This is a genomic window from Microbacterium sp. Beta (assembly GCF_005502545.1).
Taxonomy (GTDB): domain Bacteria; phylum Actinomycetota; class Actinomycetes; order Actinomycetales; family Microbacteriaceae; genus Microbacterium; species Microbacterium oxydans.
In genome coordinates this window covers 29,508-50,996 of sequence record NZ_SCOG01000025.1, presented here as the reverse complement: position 1 = coordinate 50,996, position 21,489 = coordinate 29,508, and the positions used below count along the sequence as shown (strand labels likewise).

Here is a 21,489-nt window from a genome sequence, read left to right as displayed (position 1 = left end):
GGGGTGACCGTGCTCGCACTCACGGGCCGCCTCTCCGTGCCGACGGGCGTGATGCCTCTGCTGTGCGGGGCGGCGGCGGCCGCCGCCTACGACCTGCAGCTCTCCGCGCGGGCCAAGGCGCGACGGGTGCGGCTCACGGATGAGCTGCCGACGACACTCGAGTTCCTGGCCCTCTGTCTTTCCGCGGGGGAGGGGTTCCTCGATTCGCTGCGCCGGGTGTCCGAGGTGGGCTCCGGTGAACTGACCGCCGAACTGCGTCACGTGGTGCTCGCCGTGGGCACCGGGTCGCCGCTGGCCGACGCGCTGAACGAGATGGCGCGACGTCTGCAGCTTCCCGGCCTGTCACGTGTCGTGGATCAGGTGATCGCCGCACTCGAGCACGGTGCACCGCTCGCCGCAGTGCTGCATGCCCAGGCGTCGGATGCACGGGAAGACGCGAAGCGTGTGCTGATCGAGCAGGCGGGGCGCAAGGAGATCCTGATGCTCCTCCCGCTCGTCTTCCTGATACTTCCGCTCTCCGTGCTCTTCGCCGTCTATCCCGGGCTCTTCATCCTCCGTCTCGGCATCGGCTGACCCCTCAACGAAAGGATCCACCATGACGACACCCACCTGTGACCGCGGGCGACTCACATCGACGGGAACCACTGCTCGGCTCCGCGCATTCTTCGCGGATGAAACCGGGGACGTCCCCGGCTGGGTCCTCGTCACATTGATGACCGCCGGGTTGGTGGTGCTCATCTGGGCCGTCGCGGGCCCCGCGCTCACGTCGCTGTTCGAGCAGGCGATCCAGCGGGTGTCGGGACTCTGAGATGGACGACCGGCGTGTGTGCGCGGATGATCGCGGGTCGGCTCCGGTGGAGTTCGTGCTCGTGGGCACCCTCCTGACCGCGCTCACGCTCGCGGTGCTGCAGCTCGCATTCGCGGTGTACGTGCGCAACGTGGTCCACGATGCCGCCGTCGAGGGGGCCTACCACGCTGCACTCGCCGACACGACGCCGCAAGAGGGTGTGGATGTCACCCGGGAGGTCATCTCGCGCGCGGTCGGGTCGGAGTATGCCGATGACGTCCGCATCGGAGTCTCCGGTATCGCGCCGCACGAGACGGTCGACGTCCGAGTCCGTACGACGTTCCCCCTGCTGGGGTTGATCGGCATTCCCCTCGCGATGGAGGTGGAGGCGCATGCACCTGCCGAGACGTTCGGGGAGGAATGACGAGGGATCGGCTGCCCTCGAGTTCATCGCAGCCGGGGTGATCCTGCTGGTCCCGCTCATCTATCTCGTGATCGCGCTCGGCGCCATCCAGGAGCAGACCTTCGGAGCGGAGGCGGCAGCGCGGCACATCGCTCGTGTGATCGCCCGTGCTCCGGACGCGACGACGGCCGCGGAACGGAGCGACGCAGTGCTCGCCGGCATCGTCGAGGAGTACGGTCTGGACGAGGACACGGTCGACCTGACGCTCTCCTGCACACCGCAGTCTCTCGAGTGCCCGGCGGCTGGCGCGACGATCGTCGTCTCCATCTCCACGCGGGTACGGCTGCCCCTGATGCCGGAGGTGATCGGCCTCGACAGGTCAACCGCCGTCGCCGTTCAGGCCGAGGCCGTGCAGAAGATGTCCAGACAGTGGGGTACCGAACGGTGACGCCGGGCCGTCGCACCCTCGGCGCCGGGATCGAGTATGACGAGGGGAGTGTGCTTCTCCTCACGCTCGGGTATGTGCTGCTCGCGCTGGCCGTGATCTTCGTGTGTGTCTGCGCCACCGACCTCTACATCGCCCAGAAGCGGTTGGATGCGCTCGCCGATTCCGCTGCACTCGCCGGGGCTGACGGATTCACGCTGATGGTTCGCGACGGCGGCGCGCGAGCCGAGCTGACCGACGCCGGTGTCGAAGAACAGGCCGCGTCGCTCGTGGTAGCGGTGCCGGGCGATGCTTCGCTCACCGCTGCCGGAACGCCCGACGGCGTCACGGCGCGCGTCACCGTCGCCGCACAATGGCATCCGCCGTTGGTGTCCCTGTTCGTGCCTGACGGACTCCCGCTCGAGTCGACGGCCACCAGCCGCACGGCGCTGCGGTGAGAACCCCGCTCAGCGCGGGCTCTGCAGCTGCGTGAGCAGTCCGGTGAGACGGGGCACGAGCTGGGGTGGCACCTCCGCTGGCAGGGCATCGACGGGCCACCAGCGCAGGTCCTCCGACTCCTCGCTCACGGTGAGCGCCGACTCTCGGTCGACCACGACGGCGATCCCGATGTCGAGGTGCGAGGCGCATGCGCCGAAGCGCGAAGACAGGCCGTGGTGGTCGAGGTCGTAGGCGAGGGGCGCGTCCGCCGGGTCCACCACGATCCCGGTCTCCTCGCGCAACTCCCGCAGCGCGCCGGCCATGACCGATGCGTCTCCGTCCTCGACGTGGCCTCCCGGTTGCACCCAGAACTGCCCCTTGCGGTGGAAGACCAGCAGCGTGTGCTGGAACGTGGCATCGAACACCACACATGATGCCGTGAGGTGGTCAGGGCCTGCCTCGCGGTGCACAGGCCCGCCGTCGGCATCGAAGAACGAGGCGAAGTCCGCCTGCGCTGCGCGGTCTCGTGCGGATCGGGGGACGAAGGTCGCGACGAGGCGATGAGCATCCGCCTCAAGGTTCGGGATCATTCCGGGTCTCCTTCCGGCGGCTCTTCGCCGGACTCGGGCCGTGCTCGAGGGACGAACTGCGGGATCCAGCGCAGGAACCCGAGAGCACCCACCAGGCCGATGGCGCCCATCGTGGCCGCGGCGAACGGGAGCGAAGCCACCGCCGTGATCGCCGAGACGAGCAGCGGGGCGATCGCCCCGCCGGCATCGGTGAGCGTGCGCCACGAACCGAGGAAGGCGGCGGGATCCCGCTTCGGCGCGACATCCGCCCCCAGAGTCAGCAGGATGCCGCTGGACAGGCCGTTGCCGACACCCAGGACCGCGGCGAACATGCCGAACCACAGCACAGCCGCGTCCCCGTCGTGCGTGAACGACAGCGCCAGGAAACCCGCTCCCATGAGCACCATCGCCGGCATCGCCGCCCACAATCGGCCGAACCGGTCCATCACCTGGCCGCTCGCATAGAAGAGCGCGAAGTCGATGGCCCCGGAGACACCGACGACGAGGGCGATGGTCGATGCGTCCAATCCCAGGGACAGCCCCCACAGGGGGAGCACGACCTGGCGGGCCGACCGGACGGCGGAGAGCGAAGCGGCGGCGAGGCCGAGGCGTCCGAGCACCGCACGCTGGCGCCACATCGTCTGGAAGATGCCCAGGCGCTCGACCGTCGGGATCGAACCGCTCACGGCCTCGCCGGAGTCCTCCGCATAGCGCTCGCGCGTGGCCGTCGTGACCGGCGGGACCATCTTCTCCGGATCGGGCCCGAAAAGGACCAGCGCGACCATCACCACGAGGCAGCCGAGGAAGAACCAGATCGCTGCGCTCTCGCTGCCGAAGAGCTGCAGCAGTCCTGCCGCGATGAACGGACCGACGAAGATGCCGAGGCGGAAGCTCCCGCCGAGCAGCGAGAGCGACCGCGCGCGGAAGGCGACAGGAACCCGCGTGGTCATGAACGCGTGCCGGGCGAGGCCGAAGGCCGCCGCGCAGATGCCCAGCAGGAACACCGAAGCCGCCAGCACACCGAGCGATGGCGCGAACACCATTCCGATGCCGGCGACGATCGAGATCACCCCGGCGATCACCATGGTGTAGCGCTCGCCGATCCTGCCGACCGCCCATCCGGCGGGGAGGTTCCCGCACAGCTGGCCGATGACGAGGCAGGAGGCGACGAGGGCGGCGAACGCCACGTCCGCTCCCATGGAGACGGCGAGCACCGGGATGAGCGGGATCACCGCACCCTCGCCGAGCGAGAACAGGATGGTCGGCAGATACACCATCGGTCCGAACTGCCGAAGGACCGTCGATGCGCTGCTCACGACTTCACGCTACTCCCGTTGCCCGGAGCTCCCGGACGATGGCGTCCCCGTGCGGGCAGGCGGCACGTTAGGCTGAGGTGTCATGCTCGAACTAGATCTCTCCGCCGAAATCCAGGCGCTCAGGCACACCTTCGGCGACATCAGCGAGGTCGTCGATGTCTCCCGTCTCCGCGACGACATCGCGCGTCTCAGCGAGGAGGCCGGCGCTCCCGACCTCTGGGACGACACCGAGAACGCGCAGAAGGTGACCAGCGCCCTCAGCCACCGCCAGTCGGAGCTCGCCCGCATCACCGGCATCGCCCAGCGTCTCGACGACCTGGAAGTGCTGGTCGGTCTCGCGAACGAGATGGGCGACGAGGACTCAGCGCAGGAGGCCCGCACGGAGCTCGCTGCGCTGACCGATCTGATCAACCAGCTCGAGGTGCAGACGCTCCTCGACGGCGAATACGACGAGCGCTCCGCGATCATCACGATCCGCTCCGGGGCCGGCGGCGACGACGCCACGGACTTCGCCGAGATGCTGATGCGCATGTACCTGCGCTGGGCCGAGCGGCACAAGTACCCCGTCAAGGTCATGGACACGTCTTACGCGGAGGGCGCCGGCATCAAGTCGGCGACCTTCGAGATCGACGCTCCCTACGCCTTCGGCACCATCTCGGTCGAGGCCGGAACGCATCGTCTCGCCCGCATCAGTCCGTTCGGCTCCGCCGACAAGCGGCAGACGTCGTTCGCCGCCGTCGAGGTCATCCCGCTGATGGAAGAGGCCACAGAGGTCGACATCCCGGAGAGCGACATCCGCGTCGACGTGTTCCGCTCCTCCGGCCCGGGTGGGCAGTCGGTCAACACGACCGACTCCGCCGTGCGCCTAACGCACCTCCCGACCGGCATCGTCGTGTCGATGCAGAACGAGAAGTCGCAGATCCAGAACCGTGCCGCCGCCATGCGCGTGCTGCAGACGCGACTCCTGCTGCTGCAGAAGGAGCAGGAGGCTGCGAAGAAGAAGGAACTCGCGGGCAACATCACCGCGAGCTGGGGCGATCAGATGCGCTCGTACTTCCTCTACGGCCAGCAGCTGGTCAAGGACCTCCGCACCGGCCAGGAATCCGGCAATCCGGCTGCGGTCTTCGACGGCGACCTCGACGACTTCATTTCGGCGGGTATCCGCTGGCGCAAGCGCAAGACCGAGGACTGAGTCCACGAAGAAGGCCCCGGAGCGATCCGGGGCCTTCTTCGTATCGTTGTGGTCAGCGACCGGAGTCCCGCAGGGTGCCGGTCACATCGTCATAGCTGAAGAGGATGCACTGCACGGTGCGGTCCCCCTCCCGGATCCACGTGCCCTTCGTCGGCTGGTAGTTGTAGAAGTCGAGCTCCGAGGCCTCGTACGAGGTGCCGACGTACGCCTGGAACGCCTCGTAGCAGCCGTTCCACGAGGTCTCGGTGAGGGCGTCGTCGCCCGGGAACTCACCGTCTTCCACGTCGTAGATGAAGAAGACCTCGTCGGTGTGCGGCTGCTCGCAGGGCACGACGGGCAGCTCGAAGACGAGCTCGTCCTCGTCGTACACGACCAGGGGCAGACAGTCACCGACCTCGAGATCGGCGAAGTTCGTCATCTCGGCGCCCTCGATCGCGGACGGGTCCGGACGTTCCGTGGACGTGCCTCCATCCGTCGGCCGTTCGCTCGGGATCGCGGACGAAGCACCGTCCGACGATGTCGCGGCGAGCAGCAGCAGCGACACGGCAGCCGCGAGCACGGCTCCGATCACAGCGAGGGCGAGACCGGTGATGCCCGGCCACTTCCGCCCGCGCAGGAACAGGGAGACGAGCGACATCACGAACCCGACGGCGAGGAGTGCCCACCCGGCGATCGCGATCACGGGGATGCACGCGCAGACGACGCCGATGACCACGGCTGCCAGGCCGATGATGCCCACGACAGGGACGCCGGGGCGGGCTTGCGGGGTGGAAGGCGTGGGCCACGAGGCTGCCGGATACCCGCCGTATGGAGCGGAGATCGCACCGTTCGAGGGCACCGTCCCGGCGGGGGAGGCAGGCATCTGGTGCGCGAGCGTGTACGGCGGGGCGAAGGGCGCGGGTTCGAGGTCGGCCACGGTCCCGAGGGGCTGACCCGTGGCGGCGGTCGTCGGGACCCCGGGGTCCGTCGCCGCTGCGGGAGCCGTCGGGTCAGCAGCGACGTGCGCGTCCTCGGCAGTCGAGGTCGTGACCTCCGATTCCGTGACGGCAGCGGGGTGCCCGGTGACGACATGCTCCGTCCAGCTCAGCCCATCCCACCACCGTCGGTTCCCGGAGCCGTCGTCGTACCAGCCGGCAGGTGTTGTCATCAGGCGTTCCCGTGCGTCTTTCTCGGTCGGCGATTGCGTGGTGAGGTCGTCCTCGCGACGCCGGCCGTTCTGCGAGGGGCGGCCGTCAAAGATGACGGTAGCGCCGGGGACGCCCCTGTGTCGAATACCGGTTCGATCACACGAAGAAGGCCTCGAGAGCATTGCCCTCGAGGCCTTCTTGAATTGAGCTGACGTCGCTCAGGGAACGAGGCAGGCCGTGATCGCCTCGGTATCGCTGAGCACCTCGGCGACACCGTACAGAGCGTCCGTGTCGGTGAGATTGCCGTCGCTGTCCGCGATCGTGCGCAACGTCGCGTTGTCGAGATCCGAGGCCACGAGCAGATCGGCGAGGCAGGACACCTGGGGCTCCGTGTACCCCTCAGCGCCCGACGAGGCGAGGATGGCGGTCAGTCCCTGCGCCACTTCCGGCGAGGTCGGACGCACACCGGCGTCGGGCCCCTCGCTCTCCGGCGGTGCCGATGCCTCGATCGAGGGGGAGGAGGTGGGCAGCTTGTCGATCTCCTCGCTCACGCCCTGTGCGAAGGCGAAGAGGTAGACGAACGACATGATGATCCCGATGATGGTGCCGACGACCGCGAGGACGAGGCCCGCGATGCCCGGCCACTTCTTGCCCTTCAGGAAGAGCGAGATCAGCGAGACGACGAAGGCGGCCGCGAGCAGCACGAAGCCGATGAATCCGACGACCGGGATGAAGACCAGGATCGTGCCGAGCGCAGCGACACCGAGACCGACGAGCCCCAGGACCGAGAGCTTCTTCGGCTCCTCGGAGACCGGCTGCCCGTAGGGGGCGGCGGCGGGGTAGCCCGTCGTGGTGCCGGGGTAGGCGGGTGCGACGCCGGGGTAGGCGTCCGTGGACTGTCCGGGGGCGGCTGCCGGGTATGCGGGAGGGGCCGCCGGCGCGGAGTAGGCGCCGAGGTCGTCGCCGAGCGGGGTCGTCGCGGCGGTCGCACCCGCAGCATCGACATCGCCCTGGTCCGCGGGGGCCGACGAGCCGTGCTCCTCGGGAATGATCACCGTCTCCTCGGACGGACGGATCACCGTGTCTTCGATCGCCGTGTCTCCGATCACCGTCTCCTCGATGACCGTGTCCTCGATCGGCGTGGTCTCGGAGACTTTCGGCTCCTCAGAGGCCGACCCCGCATCCGTCGCCTCAGGGGCGAAGTGTTCCGTCCACTGCTGGCCGTCCCACCAGCGCTGCCGTCCGGATCCGTCGTCGTACCAACCTGCAGGTGTCGTCATGGCTCCCCCTCGAAAGAACTCGGCGACCGCTTCGTGCGGTCGGCATCTTCATGTATAGCAGTGGCAGGTGACGCGGCGGTGGCGTGTGCATGGGGAGCAATCCCCATCCGGGCGGAGGGCGGACGTGCCTGTGCGGGGTGTCGCTCGCCGTCAGGGGAGAGCCCGCGCTTAGGCTCGTAGCGCCATGATTCGGTTCGAGAACGTCACGAAACGCTACCGCGGGACGTCGAAGCCCGCCCTCTCCGGTGTCGACTTCGAAGTGCAGCGCGGGGAGTTCGTCTTCCTCGTCGGGGCCTCGGGTTCCGGCAAGTCGTCCTGCCTGCGCCTCATCCTGCGCGAGGACGTCCCCACCTCGGGACGGGTCGCCGTGCTCGGGAGGGACCTGCGAGCCCTCGCGAACCGCAAGGTGCCGTACTTCCGCCGCCATATCGGGTCGGTGTTCCAGGACTTCCGGCTCCTCCCGTCGAAGACCGTCCATCAGAACGTCGCGTTCACGCTCCAGGTGACCGGTGCCTCCCGCGGCTTCATCCAACAGGCGGTGCCTGAGGCTCTCGCTCTGGTGGGCCTCGACGGTAAGCAGAAGCGGATGCCCCACGAACTGTCGGGCGGTGAGCAGCAGCGCGTCGCCATCGCGCGCGCTCTCGTCAATCGGCCCCAGGTTCTGCTCGCCGATGAGCCGACCGGAAACCTCGACCCTGCGACCTCGGTCGACATCATGCAGCTGCTCGCCCGCATCAACGCGGGGGGCACCACGGTGCTGATGGCCACCCACGAGGCCGGTTTCGTCGATCAGATGCAGCGCCGCGTGATCGAGCTGCGCGACGGCGAGATGGTCCGCGATGAGGTGCATGGCGGATACGGCGACACGTCCAACATCCCGCGCCTCGTGCCAGAGGAAGTGCGTGGTGCGGCAGCCGCTGCCGCACTGACCGCCGTCCAGGAGGTGCAGCGCCAGACCGCCGATCTCTCGGTGGTGCGTGCCGCACTCGCAGAAGAGCTCGCCAGTCAGCGTCAGGCTGCGGCAGCAGTCGATCGCGACGGGGAGACGGTGGTTCCGCCCGCCCCGCGCACGGTCGAAGCGCCGGAGCCGCAGCCCGCGGTGCAGGAGGGCGCAGCTGCGAACGTCGTCGAGCCCCCCGCCGTGGTCGAGCCTCCCGCTGCCGTCGAACCTCCCGCGGTGGTCGAGCCGCCTTCGGCCGTCGAACCCGCTCCGGCGGCACGCCCGCGAACGCATCCGATCGTCCTGCCGACGGTCGACGTCGCCGAACTCGGTGTCGCGGATCGCCTCGGTCTCTCCGACGAGGACGACGAGGAAGTGGGCCCGACCTCATGAGAATCGGACTCATCCTGACCGAAGCCCTCGTCGGACTCCGGCGGAACATCTCGATGGTGATCTCCGTCGTGCTGGTCACCTTCGTCTCCCTGACCTTCGTGGGCGCCGCGATCCTCATGCAGGGGCAGATCGGCGTCATGCGCGGCTACTGGGCCGAGCGCGCCCAGGTGGCTGTGTACATGTGCTCGGCCGTGTCGGAATCCGAGACGTGTCTCGACGGTGCGGCGAGCGAGGAGCAGGTCGCAGCCGTGCGTGCGCAGCTCGAGGGCGACGCGCTCAAACCGCTCATCAGCTCGATGACCTTCGACACCAAGGAAGAGACCTACGCCAAACTCGTCGACCAGCTCGGCGCGGACCAGGCGAGCGTGCTCACTCCCGACCAGGCCTTCGAAGTGTTCTTCGTGACCATGAAGGATCCCGGCCAGTCCCAGGTGCTCGCCGAAGCCTTCAGCGGACAAGCTGGGGTCGAGCAGGTGAAGGATCAGCTGCAGTACCTGGAGCCCCTGTTCTCCGCTTTGACCGTCGCGACCTACATCGCGGTCGGGATCGCCGTGCTCATGCTCATCGCCGCGACTCTCCTGATCGGCACGACGATCCGCCTGTCCGCGTATGCGAGGCGCAAGGAGATCGGCATCATGCGCCTCGTCGGAGCTTCCAACCGCTTCATCCAGACCCCGTTCGTGCTGGAGGGCGTGTTCGCGGCCTTCCTGGGGTCGGCTCTGGCCAGCGCCGCGGTCGTCGCCGGCGTGCACTTCGGCGTCAACGGCTATCTGCGGGGAAGGGTGCCGTTCATCACGACGTGGGTCACGATGCAGGACGCGGCACTGGTCGTCCCGGTGCTGATCGGCATCGGAGTGATCCTCGCCGCCCTGTCCGCGGGCTTCGCGATCCGACGCTGGCTGCGCACCTGATAGCCTGAAAGGCTGCGCGGTCGGATCGATCGATCGGGCTCATCACGGCAACAGGAGAGCATCATGCCCAGGGAACGCGGAGAGAAGGTCGTCGCGACCAATCGTCGCGCACGTCACGACTACGCCATCGAGAAGTCGTACGAGGCGGGGATGGTGCTCACCGGCACCGAGGTCAAGTCGCTGCGTCAGGGACGAGCCAACCTCAGCGACGGCTACGCGTTCGTCAAGGGGAACGAGGTCTTCCTCGACTCGGTGCACATCCCGGAGTACTCGCAGGGGCATTGGACGAACCATTCGGCCAAGCGCATCCGCAAGCTGCTGCTGCACCGTGAGGAGATCGCGAAGATCGCCCACGCCGTCTCGGCAGGGGGATACACCCTCATCCCGCTGAAGCTGTACTTCTCCGACGGTCGCGCCAAGGTCGAGATCGCCCTCGCCAAAGGTAAGCGCGAGTACGACAAGCGACAGACCCTGCGTGAGCGTCAGGACACCCGCGAAGCCGACCGCGCCATGCGTCTGCGCAACCGCGTGGGGGAGTGACCCTCGCGGGGGAAGCCGCCCTCACAGACGCGGCTCGAAGCCGAACACACGGCCGAGGAACGTCAGCTCGCGCTCGAGGGCGTCGACGATCGTGTCGGCGCTGCGGAATCCGTGCCCCTCGGCGGGGTACAGCACATACTCGTGGTCGACTCCGCGTGCCGCGAGCGCGTTTCGGATCGCCTCGGACTGCGAGGGCGGAACCACGCGATCCTCGCCGCCCTGCAGCAGCAGCACGGGCGCGTCGATCCGGTCGGCGTGCGTGAGCGGTGAACGCTCCACGTACAGGTGCTCGTGCTCGGGGAGGGGACCGACCAGACCGTCGATGTACGAGGCCTCGAAATCGTGGGTCTCCGCGACGAGCATGCGCAGATCGGCGACCCCGTAGCGGCTGATCCCGGCAGCGAAGGCTCCGCCCCGCACCAGCGCCGACAGCACGGTCCAGCCGCCGGCCGACCCGCCGCGGATCGCGATCCGGTCGGGGTCGGCCAGGCCCGCGTCCGCCAGACCGCGGGCCGCGGCGATCACGTCGTCGACATCGACGATGCCCCACTGGCCGTCGAGACGTTCACGGTACGAGCGGCCGTACCCCGTGGATCCTCCGTAGTTCACGTCGAGCACGCCGATGCCGCGGCTCGTGTAGAACGCGATCGCCTCGGACGCCGCCCCGGTGACGTGCGCCGTCGGCCCTCCGTGCACGAGGACGATGTAGGGCGGGAGCTCGTGATCGGGAGCCGTCGCGTGCGGGTTCGCCGGCGGGTACGCGAACGCGTGCACCTCTCCGTGCGGGCCCTGGATCTCGATCGGCATCGCAGCGGGCATCCACTGCGGATCGACCGGTTCGCCGCCGCGCACCGCCACGGTGGCACCCGATACGACGTCGACGCACCACAGCCCGGCGTTCGCACGCGAACCGTTGCCGGAGAGGAGCACGCGGGTGCCGTCGACATCGTCGACGCTCACATGGCCGTCTCCGGGGAACGAGATGACGTCGACGCGGTCGTCGGCAGCATCATCGGTATCGATCACCACGACCTCGTCGCGCCCGTTCGTCCGGACGGCGACGACGCGGCCGTCGTCGAGCAGCTGATACCAGCGGTTGCCGAGGACCCAGAGTCCATAGCCCGTGTCGGCGTCCGAGGGTGAGACCTGCCGTGCGGTGCCGACCGGGACCACACCGTCCAGGGAGATGCGCTGCAGGGCCCAGCGCCCACCCGGATCATCGGCGAAGAGCAGCTCCGAGTCGCTCAGCCACTCCGGCTGCAGCGCCGCCCGTGAGGGGATCGTGCGCGGAGTGTCCTCACCGACCTCGGCGACCTGCACGTGCGCGTCCTCCCACGGCATGCGGCCCCTGTCCCACGCGACCCACGCGGCGCGGGTGCCGTCGGGGGAGAGCGCGGGGTGGGCGAAGAAACCATCGCCCTGCACGATCACCGTGATCGCGGACGCATCCTCGGCTGCGGAGCCGTCGAGCGGGATCTCGACGATCGCTCGGAGATGCGGCGTGCGGGAGAGGTCTTCGCGCACGGCCAGCAGTCGACCGGACTGCACACGCAGGCCGCCGTGGGAGGGCCCGGGAGGGGTGAGAGCAACGGGCTCGCCTCCCACGCTCAGACGATGAACCCGCTGGTCGTTCGCGTCGACGAAGTAGAGCGTGCCGTGCTCGTCCGCCGTCCACGCACCCCCGCCGTACTCGTGCACACGTGAGCGTGCGCTCCAGGGGGAGGGGAGGATCTCGGCTCCGGAGGAGCTCCGCACCGTCACGCGGCCCTTCTGGGCCGGCACCGACTCGCCCCACCAGATCTCCGAGCCGACGAAACGGGCGCCGTCGATGCGCGGTGAAGACGCGGCGACCGAGGCGGCGGAGAACGGGGATGACCAAGAACCGTAAGGGGACGACGACATGTCTCGAGCCTATGCGGCGTCGCACCGCGTGTGCGGCCACGCCGTGGGCCCGACCACTGTGGAAGCGCGCGAAGGGAAGACGGTCACCGACACGACCAGGCCCGGTCTGCGCTGACCGGATCGAGGGTCAGACGGCGCGGAGCACCGCCACGACCTTGCCGAGGACGACGGACTCGTCGCCGAGGATGGGTTCGAATGCCGAGTTGCGGGGGAGGAGCCAGGTGTGGCCGTCCCGGCGGCGCAGCACCTTGACCGTCGCCTCGCCATCGAGCATCGCCGCGACGATCTCGCCGTTCTCCGCGCTGTTCTGGGAGCGGACCACGACCCAGTCGCCGTCGCAAATGGCGGCGTCGATCATCGACTCGCCGGAGACCTTGAGCATGAACAGGTCGCCCTTGCCCACCAACTGGCGGGGGAGCGGGAAGATCTCCTCGACCTGCTGATCCGCGGTGATCGGCACGCCGGCGGCGATCCGTCCCACCAGGGGGACGAGCGCGGCGTCGCCTACGGGAGTCGCGACGTCGGCCGGGTTCTCGGTGCTGGCGCCCGGCAGATCGATGAGCACCTCCATCGCCCTGGTCTTCCCCGGGTCGCGGCGCAGGTAGCCACTCAGCTCGAGCTGTCCGAGTTGATGGGTGACGCTGGAGAGGGACTTGAGACCGACGGCGTCTCCGATCTCGCGCATGCTCGGCGGATAGCCGTGGTTCGCGATCGAGTTCTGGATGACCTCGAGGATCGCCATCTGCTTCGGGCTGAGGCTCTTCCGGCGGCGCGTGCGCGGTGCCTCCGACTCGGCGGCAGAGTTCTCGCTCATGGTGCTCCTTCAGTGCGTGATCCGACGTCCCTCTTCGAATGTCGGAGGCCCGTGGTGGGGTGTCCTTATCGAAACCGTATCCGAGAATCGGGCCGATCTGGAAGATCTGTTCGAGCGTGTCGGCCTCTTTCCCCGATGTGGTTTCGAAGAATACTTGACAGATGTTCGAACTCGAAGATATCTTCGGTACGTAGCTTCGCATTCCCGGCTCCCGGCCGAGTCGTGAATGCGAACGCTACGCCAACTTCCCCGGCAGCCTCACCGCTCCGGGACAGGCTAAGGAGCACCACATGAGCAGCATCGGCTTCAGCACCGCAGCAGTCATCTCGGCATCGCCCCGTCCTTCGACGAGACTCCGGCTGACGACGCGTGGTCGCGCTGTACTGCTCGCCCTGGCGTCGGTGCCCCTCGCCGCCGGCATCGCGTTCGCGGCGCTCAGCGGCGGCAGCGCGGTCGCGTCGGGTGCCGACACCGCACCCGTCGGCGTCGAGACCGTCACCGTCATGCCCGGTGACACGCTCTGGTCCATCGCCACCGGCGTCGCGCCCGACGCCGACCCGCGCGATGTGATCGGCGACATCAGCCGGATGAACCTGTTGCGCGGTGGGGAGCTGCAGATCGGGCAGACTCTGGCGATCCCGGCTCAGTACGCGCGCTGATCCGGCGGAGGGCTCAGACGAGGAGTTTCTGGGGCGGCGACTTTGCGTCATCAACCTCAAGCGCCGCCTAGCATGGGAAGGGTGACCCTCTCCCTCAACGATCTCCCGCTACGTGACGATCTCCGCGGATTGAAGCCATACGGTGCTCCACAGGCGCCGCTTCCCATCGCGCTCAACGTGAATGAGAACACGCATCCGATCCCCGATGCGGTGGCGAGCGACATCCTCGATGACATCGCCGTCGCGATCCGTGATGTCAACCGCTACCCGGATCGTGAGTTCACCACGCTTCGCGAGTCTTTCGCGGAGTACCTGGGCCACGGTCTCGTCCCCGAGCAGATCTGGGCGGGCAACGGGTCCAATGAGGTGCTCCAGCACATCCTGCAGGCCTTCGGAGGCCCTGGTCGCACGGCTTTCGGGTTCGCGCCGACCTATTCGATGTACCCGCTCATCGCGCAGGGCACCGGTGCGCGGTGGATCGCCGGCACGCGTCAGCCCGACTACACCATCACTCCGGAGGAGGCGGCCGAGCAGGTGCGGGCCGCCGAGCCGGACGTGGTCATCCTGTGCTCTCCCAACAACCCCACCGGCACGCCGCTCGGACTCGACGTCATCGAAGCGGTGTACGAGGCTGCCAGGGGCATAGTGATCGTCGACGAGGCCTACCAGGAGTTCGCGCCGCATGACGCGGTCTCCGCACTGACGCTGCTCGAGGGGCGGCCGCGTCTGGCCGTCTCGCGCACGATGAGCAAGGCCTTCGCGTTCGCCGGGGCCCGTGTCGGGTATCTCGCGGCCGACCCGGCGTTCATCGACGCGCTGCGGCTGGTGCGTCTGCCGTACCACCTGAGCGCACTCACCCAGGCGGCGGCCATCGCGGCGCTGCGCAATGCCGACGTCATGCTCGGCATGGTCGAGGAGATCGTCGAGCAGCGCGACCGCATCACGGCGACTCTCGAGGCGCTGGGTTACCAGCCGCACGAATCCTGGTCGAACTTCGTGCTGTTCGGTGGAGTCTCCGACCCGAAGGCCATCTGGCAGCAGCTGTACGACCAGGGGGTGCTGGTACGCGATGTCGGCATCCCAGGACACCTGAGGGTGAGCGCGGGCACCGAGGCCGAGACCACCGCGTTCCTCGATGCTCTGGCCTCGATAGGATCGGCTTCATGAGCACTTCCGCACCGACCCCGCGCACCGCGAGCCGTGTGCGCCGCACGTCGGAGTCCACCGTCGAGCTCGAGCTGAACCTCGACGGGACCGGCGCGAGCCACATCGACACCTCGGTGCCCTTCTTCGACCACATGCTCACGGCGTTCGCGAAGCACTCGCTGACCGACCTCACCGTGCGCGCCTCCGGTGACACCCACATCGACGCACACCACACCGTGGAAGACGTCTCGATCGTGCTCGGACAGGCGATCCTCGAAGCCCTCGGCGACAAGTCCGGCATCTCCCGGTACGGAGACGCCCTCGTCCCCCTCGACGAGGCGCTCGCGCAGGCCGTGGTCGACATCTCGGGCCGCCCGTACCTCGTGCACACGGGGGAGCCCGAGGGGTTCGAGCACCACCTGATCGGCGGACACTTCACAGGGTCGCTCGTCCGCCACTCCTTCGAAGCCATCACGTTCAATGCCGCTCTCACGGTGCACGTGCGTGTGCTCGGCGGCCGAGACCCGCATCACATCGCGGAAGCGGAGTACAAGGCGTTCGCGCGTGCGTTCCGTCAGGCCAAGGCGCTGGATCCGCTCGTCGACGGCATTCCGTCCACCAAGGGCGCGCTGTGACGTCGGCTCCTCGCGTCGCGGTGTTCGACTACGAGTCGGGCAACGTCCACTCGGCCGTCAAGGCTCTCGTGGCTGCCGGTGCCGACGCCGTGCTGACGCGCGACCGCACCACCGCCCTCGAGGCTGACGGCCTGGTCGTTCCCGGCGTCGGCGCGTTTCAGGCGGTTCGCGATGCCCTGCGTGCGCACGGAGGCGACGAGATCATCGACCGCCGTCTGGCCGGTGGCCGTCCGGTCCTCGGCATCTGCGTCGGGATGCAGGTGCTGTTCGAGCACGGCGTCGAGCGTGGGCGTGATACCGCTGGGCTCGGAGAGTGGCCCGGAGCCGTCACCGAGCTCAACGCGCCGGTGCTTCCGCACATGGGCTGGAACACCGTCGCGCCCGGTTCCGACAGCGTGCTCTTCCGCGGCATCGAGCAGGAGCGCTTCTACTTCGTGCACTCCTACGCCGCCCAGTCCTGGCAGCTCGATGTCATGCCGCCGTTCCCGGAACCCGTCCTGACCTGGACGACCTACGGCGATCCCTTCCTCGCCGCCGTGGAGAACGGCCCGCTGTCGGCGACGCAGTTCCACCCGGAGAAGTCCGGCGAAGCAGGTATCCAGCTGCTGCGCAACTGGGTCGAGAGTCTCTGACGACGCCCACCGACGTCACCCGTTTTGTTCCCCGCCGCCCGGCGGACTACCCTCGGTTCTCGTGCCCGCACCGGGCCGAAGAGCTTCCCGATCCAAGGACCCCATGAACGACTTCGCGCAGTCCCCCTCGCTCACGCTCCTTCCCGCGGTCGATGTCGCCGGGGGCAAGGCCGTCCGACTGACTCAGGGCGAGGCCGGAACCGAGACCAGCTATGGCGACCCGTTGGACGCCGCAGGGGAGTGGGTGTCGCAGGGCGCCTCCTGGATCCACCTGGTCGACCTCGACGCGGCCTTCGGTCGGGGCAGCAACGCGCCGATCCTGCGCAAGGTCATCAAGCAGTTTAAGGGCGTGAACATCGAGCTTTCGGGTGGTATCCGCGACGACGCGACGCTGGAGGCGGCTCTGGAGAGCGGCGCGACGCGGATCAACCTGGGCACGGCGGCGCTGGAGAATCCGGAGTGGGCTGCCGACGTGATCGGCCGTTACGGCGAGGCGATCGCCGTCGGTCTCGATGTGCGCGGAACGACGCTCGCCGCCCGCGGATGGACCAAGGAGGGCGGGGACCTCTGGGAGGTGCTCGACCGCCTCGAAGACGCCGGCTGCAGCCGCTACGTGGTCACCGACGTCACGAAGGACGGAACCCTCCGCGGTCCGAACCTCGACCTTCTCCGTGAGGTCACCTCCCGCACCCCGAAGCCGGTGGTCGCGTCAGGCGGCATCTCGAGCCTGGACGACATCGCCGCGCTCCGCGACCTCGTGCCGTTGGGCGTCGAGGGCGCGATCGTCGGCAAGGCACTCTACGCCGGCGCCTTCACGCTGGCTGAGGCACTGGATGTCGCAGGAGACTGACGCGCACGCGTGCGGCCCCGAGCCGCACAACCACGGCGATTCAGCAGGCGTCCCGTGGGAGGGGCGCAGCTTCGAGTCGAATCCGCACGCCGCGGACGACGGTTCCGCCGACCCCGCGCTGCTGGCGGCGCTGCTGCGCTTCCGCGCCGGCGAGGGCAGCCAGTCCGAGGTCGTCGACGCCTTCCGTGCCGCCCGTGTGCTGGTGCCCCTCATCGCGGAGAAGGGGGAGGAGGGGATCGCCCCCAACGGCCTCACCGTTGACAAGACGCAGGAGCTCTCCATCGTCACGGTCGCGTCTCCGGATGGTCGGCGCGTGCAGCCGGTGTTCTCGTCGGTCCAGGCGATGCAGGCGTGGGACCCGACGGCGCGACCCATCCCCGTCGAGGCTATCCGCGCGGCGCTGGCCGCCTCGTCGGAGGACACCGACCTGATCGTGCTCGACCCGACGTCCGACACCGAGTTCGTCATCCGGCGTCCTGCCGTGTGGACGATCGCTCAGGAGCAGCGCTGGGAGCCGAGCTTCCTGTCGACCGAGGTGTTCACGGCGCTGCAGGAGAGCGTGGCCCACGAACTGGCCGTCATCGACGTGGCTGTGGCTTCCGGGGACCCCGACGCCCGTCTGCGCGGGCCCGAGCTCATCGTGGTCCTCGAGCTGGTCGACGGACTCGAACGCGAGGTGCTCGACGCCGTGCTCTCGCGTCTCGCGTCTCGCTGGGCATCGGACGACCGGATCGCCGTGCTCGTCGACTCCCTCACCGTGAAGCTCCGCCGCAGCGCCTGAACCGCTTCGCTACGCTCGGGGACATGCCCCGGACTCTGTTGCGAGCCCTCGCCGCCGTCGTGCTGCTCGGAGGCGCCGTCGCCGGCACTTCCGGCTGCGTGGTCAACGCGTGCCCGACGATCGCCTACATCAGCACGGTCGTCGTCGACGTGAGCGCCTTCCCGGCGGCGACCGACCTCCAGTTCTGCGCGGACGGGCAGTGCTCACCGGGGCCGGGGGAAGATGCGAGCTCGTCCGCGAACCTGTTCTCGGCGTCTCCGTCGGCCGACGGCACGTGGAGCATGTCCCTCGACATGTCCACTCCCGACCTGGTCGACATCCGGTTGTTCGATGCGCAGGGTGCCGTCATCCATGAGTCGGAACAGGAGATCTCCTGGACTCGCACCGAAGGGCAGTGCCCCGGCCCGGCCTCGGCCGACCCTCTGGTCGTCGAGCCCGCGGCAGCTAGTTGACCGGGCCGGTCCACTTCTCGCCCGGTCCCTTGCCGATCGGATCGGGGATCGTGGACGCCTCGCGGAAGGCGAGCTGGAGTGAGCGGAGACCGTCGCGCAGGGACCGCGCGTGCATGTCGCTGATCTCCGGAGCGCCGGCGGTGATGAGCCCGGCGAGGGAGTTGATGAGCTTGCGCGCCTCGTCGAGGTCGAGCTGCGCTGCGGCGTCCGGATCGTCGGCGAGCCCGAGCTTGACGGCTGCCGCGCTCATGAGGTGCACGGCGGCGGTGGTGATCACCTCGACTGCGGGTACATCGGCGATGTCACGGGTGGCCGACGATGCGGCCTCCTCCTGACGTGCCCAACGCTCTTCGCGCTCGCGTGCCGCCTCGTCCGGTGCCTGGTTCGTCACTTCGCCTTGCTTTCTGTTAGACTTTGGCGGGCTCCGGAGCGTCATGCTCCGGAACGAAAGAGGATTCACTTCCCACCCGCGCTTGCCGTTCAAGGCTACCGGGTCTTGCACTCCACCGGCTCCGTTCGAAAGAAGGAGCCGGCAGACAGGGTGCGGAGCCGGCGTCTGAATGCCGGTGGGTGGGGACGATTCCGATTTCGCCCGTGATGCAGACAGCGTCGCGGTGGCCGAATCACATCGTCTAAGGAGTTCCGCATCAGCGATCCCCGTACCAATGAGCGCATCCGCGTCCCCGAGGTCCGCCTCGTCGGCCCCGCGGGTGAGCAGATCGGCGTCGTCCGCATCGAAGCCGCACTGCGCCTCGCGCAGGAAGCCGATCTCGACCTCGTCGAGGTCGCCCCGAACTCGAAGCCGCCCGTCGTCAAGATCATGGACTACGGCAAGTTCAAGTACGAGGCCGCCCAGAAGGAAAAGGAAGCTCGCCGCAACCAGGCGAACACGATCCTCAAGGAAGTGCGCTTCCGTCTGAAGATCGAGGCTCACGACTACACGACCAAGCTCAAGCGTGCCGAGGGCTTCCTCAAGGCCGGCGACAAGGTCAAGGCCATGATCCTGTTTCGCGGTCGCGAGCAGTCGCGTCCCGAGCAGGGTGTGCGTCTGCTGCGCAAGTTCGCCGAGGACGTCGCCGAGTTCGGCACCGTCGAGTCGAACCCGACCATCGACGGTCGCAACATGGTGATGGTCGTGGCTCCGCTCAAGAGCAAGTCCGAGGCGAAGCAGGAGCAGAACGCCGTGCGCGATGCTCAGCGCGCGGACAAGAAGCAGGCTGCGCGCGAGGCGAAGAACGAGGCCGCCGCCACCACTGCGGAGTAGTACCCGCCCCAGAACTCCCGCACCGCGGGTTGACACCGTCGCCTGAGAAGGCGCCATACGAAGGAAGAGAAGATGCCGAAGCAGAAGACCCACTCGGGTGCTAAGAAGCGCTTCAAGATCACCGGCAGCGGAAAGCTGAAGAAGCAGCAGGCCGGGATGCGCCACAACCTCGAGCACAAGTCGAGCCGTCGCACGCGTCGTCTGAACCAGGACCAGGTCCTGTCGAAGGCTGACACCAAGGTCGCGAAGAAGCTTCTCGGTCGCTGACGCGCGCCGAACGCACGAATAGGAACACAGGAAAATGGCAAGAGTCAAGCGGGCAGTAAACGCCCACAAGAAGCGCCGGGTCATCCTCGAGCGCGCCTCCGGTTACCGCGGACAGCGTTCGCGCCTCTACCGCAAGGCCAAAGAGCAGGTCATCCACTCGCTGGTCTACTCGTACCGTGACCGTCGCAAGCGCAAGGGCGATTTCCGTCGTCTGTGGATCCAGCGCATCAACGCTGCGGCCCGCCAGAACGGCATGACGTACAACCGCTTCATCCAGGGCCTCGGCCTCGCGGGTGTCACGGTCGACCGTCGTATGCTCGCCGACCTCGCGGTCAACGACGCTGCCACGTTCACGACGCTGGTCGAGACGGCGAAGAAGGCTCTTCCCTCCGACGTCAACGCGCCGAAGTCGGCTGCGTAAGCACCTCTTCACACAGGGCGCTCTCCTTCGGGAGGGCGCCCTGTGGCGTTTCCCGGCGTGGCGAGGACTGCCGCGCGGCTGACCGCGAGATCGACGAGGGCGGCCGCGGCGACGGCACTCGCGTATACGGCTATGTCCCGTCCATCGAATCCGGAGCCGAGGACGAGTCGGACCGGGGGAAGTGCCGATGCCCACTCGCGAGGGATACCGGTGAGCTGGAACAGTTCGACGCCGGCGCAGAACACGAAGGCGACGAGGGCCGGCGCGAGGGGGCGCCGCCGCACGGCGATCAGGGCGACGAGCAGATAGATGAGCACGGCGTACAGCGCATCGCCGATGATGTCGCCCACGACCCCGCCCGCACTGCGATGGATGACGAGCCCGATCGCGACCGTCGCGACGGCGAGCACTGCGAGGACGATCCGCCGACGGGAGCTCCTCACCGCGGCATCGATCGTCATGCAGGCACCCTACCCGGATGGTGCGGGAGAGGGCCGTGCGTTCCCTAGACTGTGATCGTGCTGGAGAACCCCCGTTCGCCCCGAGTCCGTGCTGTCGCGAAGCTGACCAAACGCAGCGCGAGGACTGAGACAGGCCTGTTCCTTCTGGAAGGCCCGCAGTCGGTGCGCGAGGCGCTCACCTACCGTCCCGAGGCGATCGTCGAGCTCTTCGCGACGCCGAACGGCTGGGAGCGGCACCCCGACATCCGCGCGAAGGCCGCAGAGGCGGACATCGAGGTCGAGTACGTCACCGAGTACGTGCTCAACGCCATGGCCGACACCGTCACACCGCAAGGCCTCGTCGCCGTCGTGCAGCAGACGCCGACGTCGGTGCGCGACATCTTCGACGCCTCGCCGCGACTGGTGGCGATCTGCGAGGAGGTGCGGGATCCAGGGAACCTCGGCACGATCATCCGGGCAGCAGATGCCGCGGGTGCGGATGCCGTCGTCCTGACCGGTCGCACCGTCGATCCGTACAACCCGAAGGTGGTGCGCGCGACCACAGGGTCCCTGTTCCACCTTCCCGTCTCGGTCGGGGGCGACCTCGCCGAAGTCGTGAAGCGTGCTCACGCCGCAGGTCTGCGCATCCTCGCGGCGGACGTGAAGGGCGATGACCTGCTGGAAGCGCGCGCGGAGGGCGTGCTGGCCGAGCCGACGGGATGGCTCTTCGGCAACGAGGCGCGCGGACTCGAAGACGAGGCGCTGGATCTCGCGGACCGCGTGCTCAAGCTTCCGATCTTCGGCCGAGCCGAGTCGCTCAATCTGGCGACGGCCGCCAGCGTCTGCCTGTATGAAAGCGCATTCGCTCAGCGGGCGACGTCCGTCGACTGAGGTGACGGACGCCGG

Annotated in this window: 28 protein-coding genes; 20 read left to right on the top strand and 8 right to left on the bottom strand. The window is 68.4% G+C overall.

Going from position 1 to position 21,489, the window contains the following annotated elements; genetic code table 11:
- From FFS56_RS17570 to FFS56_RS17550, 5 genes are all read left to right on the top strand, one after another.
- Positions 1 to 573: type II secretion system F family protein (locus FFS56_RS17570; RefSeq protein ID WP_249352997.1), on the top strand; the 573-nt coding region annotated here is incomplete at its 5' end.
- A 22-nt stretch (positions 574 to 595) separates the two neighbouring features.
- On the top strand, positions 596 to 808 hold the full coding sequence (locus tag FFS56_RS17565; RefSeq protein ID WP_137772306.1) for a hypothetical protein: 213 nt from the start codon (positions 596 to 598) through the stop codon (positions 806 to 808).
- Between the two features lies 1 nt (position 809).
- Complete coding sequence (locus FFS56_RS17560) at positions 810 to 1,211, top strand: TadE/TadG family type IV pilus assembly protein (protein WP_046748999.1); 402 nt, start codon at positions 810 to 812, stop codon at positions 1,209 to 1,211.
- Complete coding sequence (locus FFS56_RS17555; RefSeq protein WP_046749000.1) at positions 1,180 to 1,638, top strand: hypothetical protein; 459 nt, start codon at positions 1,180 to 1,182, stop codon at positions 1,636 to 1,638. Before FFS56_RS17560 ends, FFS56_RS17555 begins: the two co-directional genes overlap by 32 nt.
- 50 nt (positions 1,639 to 1,688) lie before the next feature.
- Entirely contained in the window at positions 1,689 to 2,072 is a 384-nt protein-coding gene (locus FFS56_RS17550) for a hypothetical protein (RefSeq protein ID WP_171011067.1), read from the top strand.
- A 9-nt stretch (positions 2,073 to 2,081) separates the two neighbouring features.
- Here FFS56_RS17550 and FFS56_RS17545 read toward each other — a convergent pair whose 3' ends face one another.
- Positions 2,082 to 2,642 (bottom strand): NUDIX domain-containing protein, encoded by a 561-nt coding sequence (locus FFS56_RS17545; RefSeq protein ID WP_137772307.1) that lies wholly within the window; start codon positions 2,640 to 2,642, stop codon positions 2,082 to 2,084.
- A complete protein-coding gene (locus FFS56_RS17540) occupies positions 2,639 to 3,898 on the bottom strand; it encodes an MFS transporter (protein WP_046749083.1) in 1,260 nt (419 codons plus the stop codon). The genes FFS56_RS17545 and FFS56_RS17540 overlap by 4 nt, the downstream gene beginning before the upstream one ends.
- A gap of 121 nt (positions 3,899 to 4,019) precedes the next feature.
- On the opposite strand from FFS56_RS17540, the gene prfB reads away from it, so the two are divergent.
- A complete protein-coding gene (gene prfB / locus FFS56_RS17535; protein ID WP_046749003.1) occupies positions 4,020 to 5,129 on the top strand; it encodes a peptide chain release factor 2 in 1,110 nt (369 codons plus the stop codon).
- Positions 5,130 to 5,181: 52 nt separating this feature from the next.
- On the opposite strand, the gene FFS56_RS17530 is transcribed toward prfB, so the two are convergent.
- On the bottom strand, positions 5,182 to 6,276 hold the full coding sequence (locus FFS56_RS17530; protein ID WP_164734144.1) for a DUF2510 domain-containing protein: 1,095 nt from the start codon (positions 6,274 to 6,276) through the stop codon (positions 5,182 to 5,184).
- A gap of 198 nt (positions 6,277 to 6,474) precedes the next feature.
- Positions 6,475 to 7,536, bottom strand: a complete 1,062-nt coding sequence (locus FFS56_RS17525) for a DUF2510 domain-containing protein (protein ID WP_046749005.1) — start codon at positions 7,534 to 7,536, stop codon at positions 6,475 to 6,477.
- Between the two features lie 184 nt (positions 7,537 to 7,720).
- Here FFS56_RS17525 and ftsE point away from each other — a divergent pair, with 184 nt between their 5' ends.
- From ftsE to smpB, 3 genes are all read left to right on the top strand, one after another.
- Positions 7,721 to 8,869, top strand: a complete 1,149-nt coding sequence (ftsE, locus tag FFS56_RS17520) for a cell division ATP-binding protein FtsE (protein ID WP_046749006.1) — start codon at positions 7,721 to 7,723, stop codon at positions 8,867 to 8,869.
- Complete coding sequence (ftsX, locus tag FFS56_RS17515; RefSeq protein WP_046749007.1) at positions 8,866 to 9,780, top strand: permease-like cell division protein FtsX; 915 nt, start codon at positions 8,866 to 8,868, stop codon at positions 9,778 to 9,780. The genes ftsE and ftsX overlap by 4 nt, the downstream gene beginning before the upstream one ends.
- A gap of 63 nt (positions 9,781 to 9,843) precedes the next feature.
- Positions 9,844 to 10,320: an SsrA-binding protein SmpB gene (smpB, locus tag FFS56_RS17510; protein ID WP_046749008.1), complete on the top strand. Its 477-nt coding sequence runs from the start codon at positions 9,844 to 9,846 to the stop codon at positions 10,318 to 10,320.
- A 21-nt stretch (positions 10,321 to 10,341) separates the two neighbouring features.
- On the opposite strand, the gene FFS56_RS17505 is transcribed toward smpB, so the two are convergent.
- Positions 10,342 to 12,222 carry a prolyl oligopeptidase family serine peptidase gene (locus FFS56_RS17505; RefSeq protein ID WP_127011981.1) on the bottom strand — a complete coding sequence of 627 codons (1,881 nt, stop codon included), beginning with the start codon at positions 12,220 to 12,222 and terminating at the stop codon, positions 10,342 to 10,344.
- Positions 12,223 to 12,349: 127 nt separating this feature from the next.
- Positions 12,350 to 13,036: a transcriptional repressor LexA gene (lexA, locus tag FFS56_RS17500; RefSeq protein WP_046749010.1), complete on the bottom strand. Its 687-nt coding sequence runs from the start codon at positions 13,034 to 13,036 to the stop codon at positions 12,350 to 12,352.
- Positions 13,037 to 13,326: 290 nt separating this feature from the next.
- Here lexA and FFS56_RS17495 point away from each other — a divergent pair, with 290 nt between their 5' ends.
- The 7 genes from FFS56_RS17495 to FFS56_RS17465 all read left to right on the top strand — a co-directional run bounded on the left by FFS56_RS17495 (position 13,327) and on the right by FFS56_RS17465 (position 18,191).
- Complete coding sequence (locus FFS56_RS17495) at positions 13,327 to 13,695, top strand: LysM peptidoglycan-binding domain-containing protein (protein ID WP_127011982.1); 369 nt, start codon at positions 13,327 to 13,329, stop codon at positions 13,693 to 13,695.
- A gap of 81 nt (positions 13,696 to 13,776) precedes the next feature.
- Entirely contained in the window at positions 13,777 to 14,862 is a 1,086-nt protein-coding gene (locus tag FFS56_RS17490; RefSeq protein ID WP_046749012.1) for a histidinol-phosphate transaminase, read from the top strand.
- Positions 14,859 to 15,476 (top strand): imidazoleglycerol-phosphate dehydratase HisB, encoded by a 618-nt coding sequence (gene hisB, locus FFS56_RS17485; RefSeq protein WP_046749013.1) that lies wholly within the window; start codon positions 14,859 to 14,861, stop codon positions 15,474 to 15,476. Before FFS56_RS17490 ends, hisB begins: the two co-directional genes overlap by 4 nt.
- Complete coding sequence (gene hisH, locus FFS56_RS17480) at positions 15,473 to 16,108, top strand: imidazole glycerol phosphate synthase subunit HisH (RefSeq protein WP_046749014.1); 636 nt, start codon at positions 15,473 to 15,475, stop codon at positions 16,106 to 16,108. Before hisB ends, hisH begins: the two co-directional genes overlap by 4 nt.
- Before the next feature lie 103 nt (positions 16,109 to 16,211).
- Complete coding sequence (gene priA / locus FFS56_RS17475; RefSeq protein WP_046749015.1) at positions 16,212 to 16,958, top strand: bifunctional 1-(5-phosphoribosyl)-5-((5-phosphoribosylamino)methylideneamino)imidazole-4-carboxamide isomerase/phosphoribosylanthranilate isomerase PriA; 747 nt, start codon at positions 16,212 to 16,214, stop codon at positions 16,956 to 16,958.
- Positions 16,942 to 17,739, top strand: coding sequence for an SseB family protein (locus FFS56_RS17470; protein WP_127011983.1), 798 nt, complete (start codon positions 16,942 to 16,944; stop codon positions 17,737 to 17,739). The genes priA and FFS56_RS17470 overlap by 17 nt, the downstream gene beginning before the upstream one ends.
- Positions 17,740 to 17,762: 23 nt before the next feature.
- Positions 17,763 to 18,191 (top strand): hypothetical protein, encoded by a 429-nt coding sequence (locus tag FFS56_RS17465; protein ID WP_127011984.1) that lies wholly within the window; start codon positions 17,763 to 17,765, stop codon positions 18,189 to 18,191.
- Here the strand turns inward: FFS56_RS17465 and FFS56_RS17460 are convergent.
- A complete protein-coding gene (locus FFS56_RS17460) occupies positions 18,184 to 18,582 on the bottom strand; it encodes a DUF1844 domain-containing protein (RefSeq protein ID WP_046749018.1) in 399 nt (132 codons plus the stop codon). The two genes, FFS56_RS17465 and FFS56_RS17460, sit on opposite strands and share 8 nt — an antisense overlap.
- Positions 18,583 to 18,813: 231 nt before the next feature.
- Between FFS56_RS17460 and infC the strand changes: the two genes are divergently transcribed.
- The 3 genes from infC (at position 18,814) to rplT (ending at position 20,143) form a co-directional block, all read left to right on the top strand.
- Positions 18,814 to 19,455, top strand: coding sequence for a translation initiation factor IF-3 (infC, locus tag FFS56_RS17455; RefSeq protein ID WP_082108707.1), 642 nt, complete (start codon positions 18,814 to 18,816; stop codon positions 19,453 to 19,455).
- Positions 19,456 to 19,527: 72 nt separating this feature from the next.
- Complete coding sequence (gene rpmI, locus FFS56_RS17450; protein ID WP_017828564.1) at positions 19,528 to 19,722, top strand: 50S ribosomal protein L35; 195 nt, start codon at positions 19,528 to 19,530, stop codon at positions 19,720 to 19,722.
- Between the two features lie 34 nt (positions 19,723 to 19,756).
- Positions 19,757 to 20,143, top strand: a complete 387-nt coding sequence (gene rplT / locus FFS56_RS17445; protein ID WP_017202428.1) for a 50S ribosomal protein L20 — start codon at positions 19,757 to 19,759, stop codon at positions 20,141 to 20,143.
- A gap of 8 nt (positions 20,144 to 20,151) precedes the next feature.
- On the opposite strand, the gene FFS56_RS17440 is transcribed toward rplT, so the two are convergent.
- Positions 20,152 to 20,604 carry a DUF2809 domain-containing protein gene (locus FFS56_RS17440; protein ID WP_127011985.1) on the bottom strand — a complete coding sequence of 151 codons (453 nt, stop codon included), beginning with the start codon at positions 20,602 to 20,604 and terminating at the stop codon, positions 20,152 to 20,154.
- 57 nt (positions 20,605 to 20,661) lie between these two features.
- Between FFS56_RS17440 and FFS56_RS17435 the strand changes: the two genes are divergently transcribed.
- Positions 20,662 to 21,474, top strand: a complete 813-nt coding sequence (locus FFS56_RS17435) for an RNA methyltransferase (protein ID WP_045263330.1) — start codon at positions 20,662 to 20,664, stop codon at positions 21,472 to 21,474.
- Positions 21,475 to 21,489 lie beyond the last annotated feature (15 nt).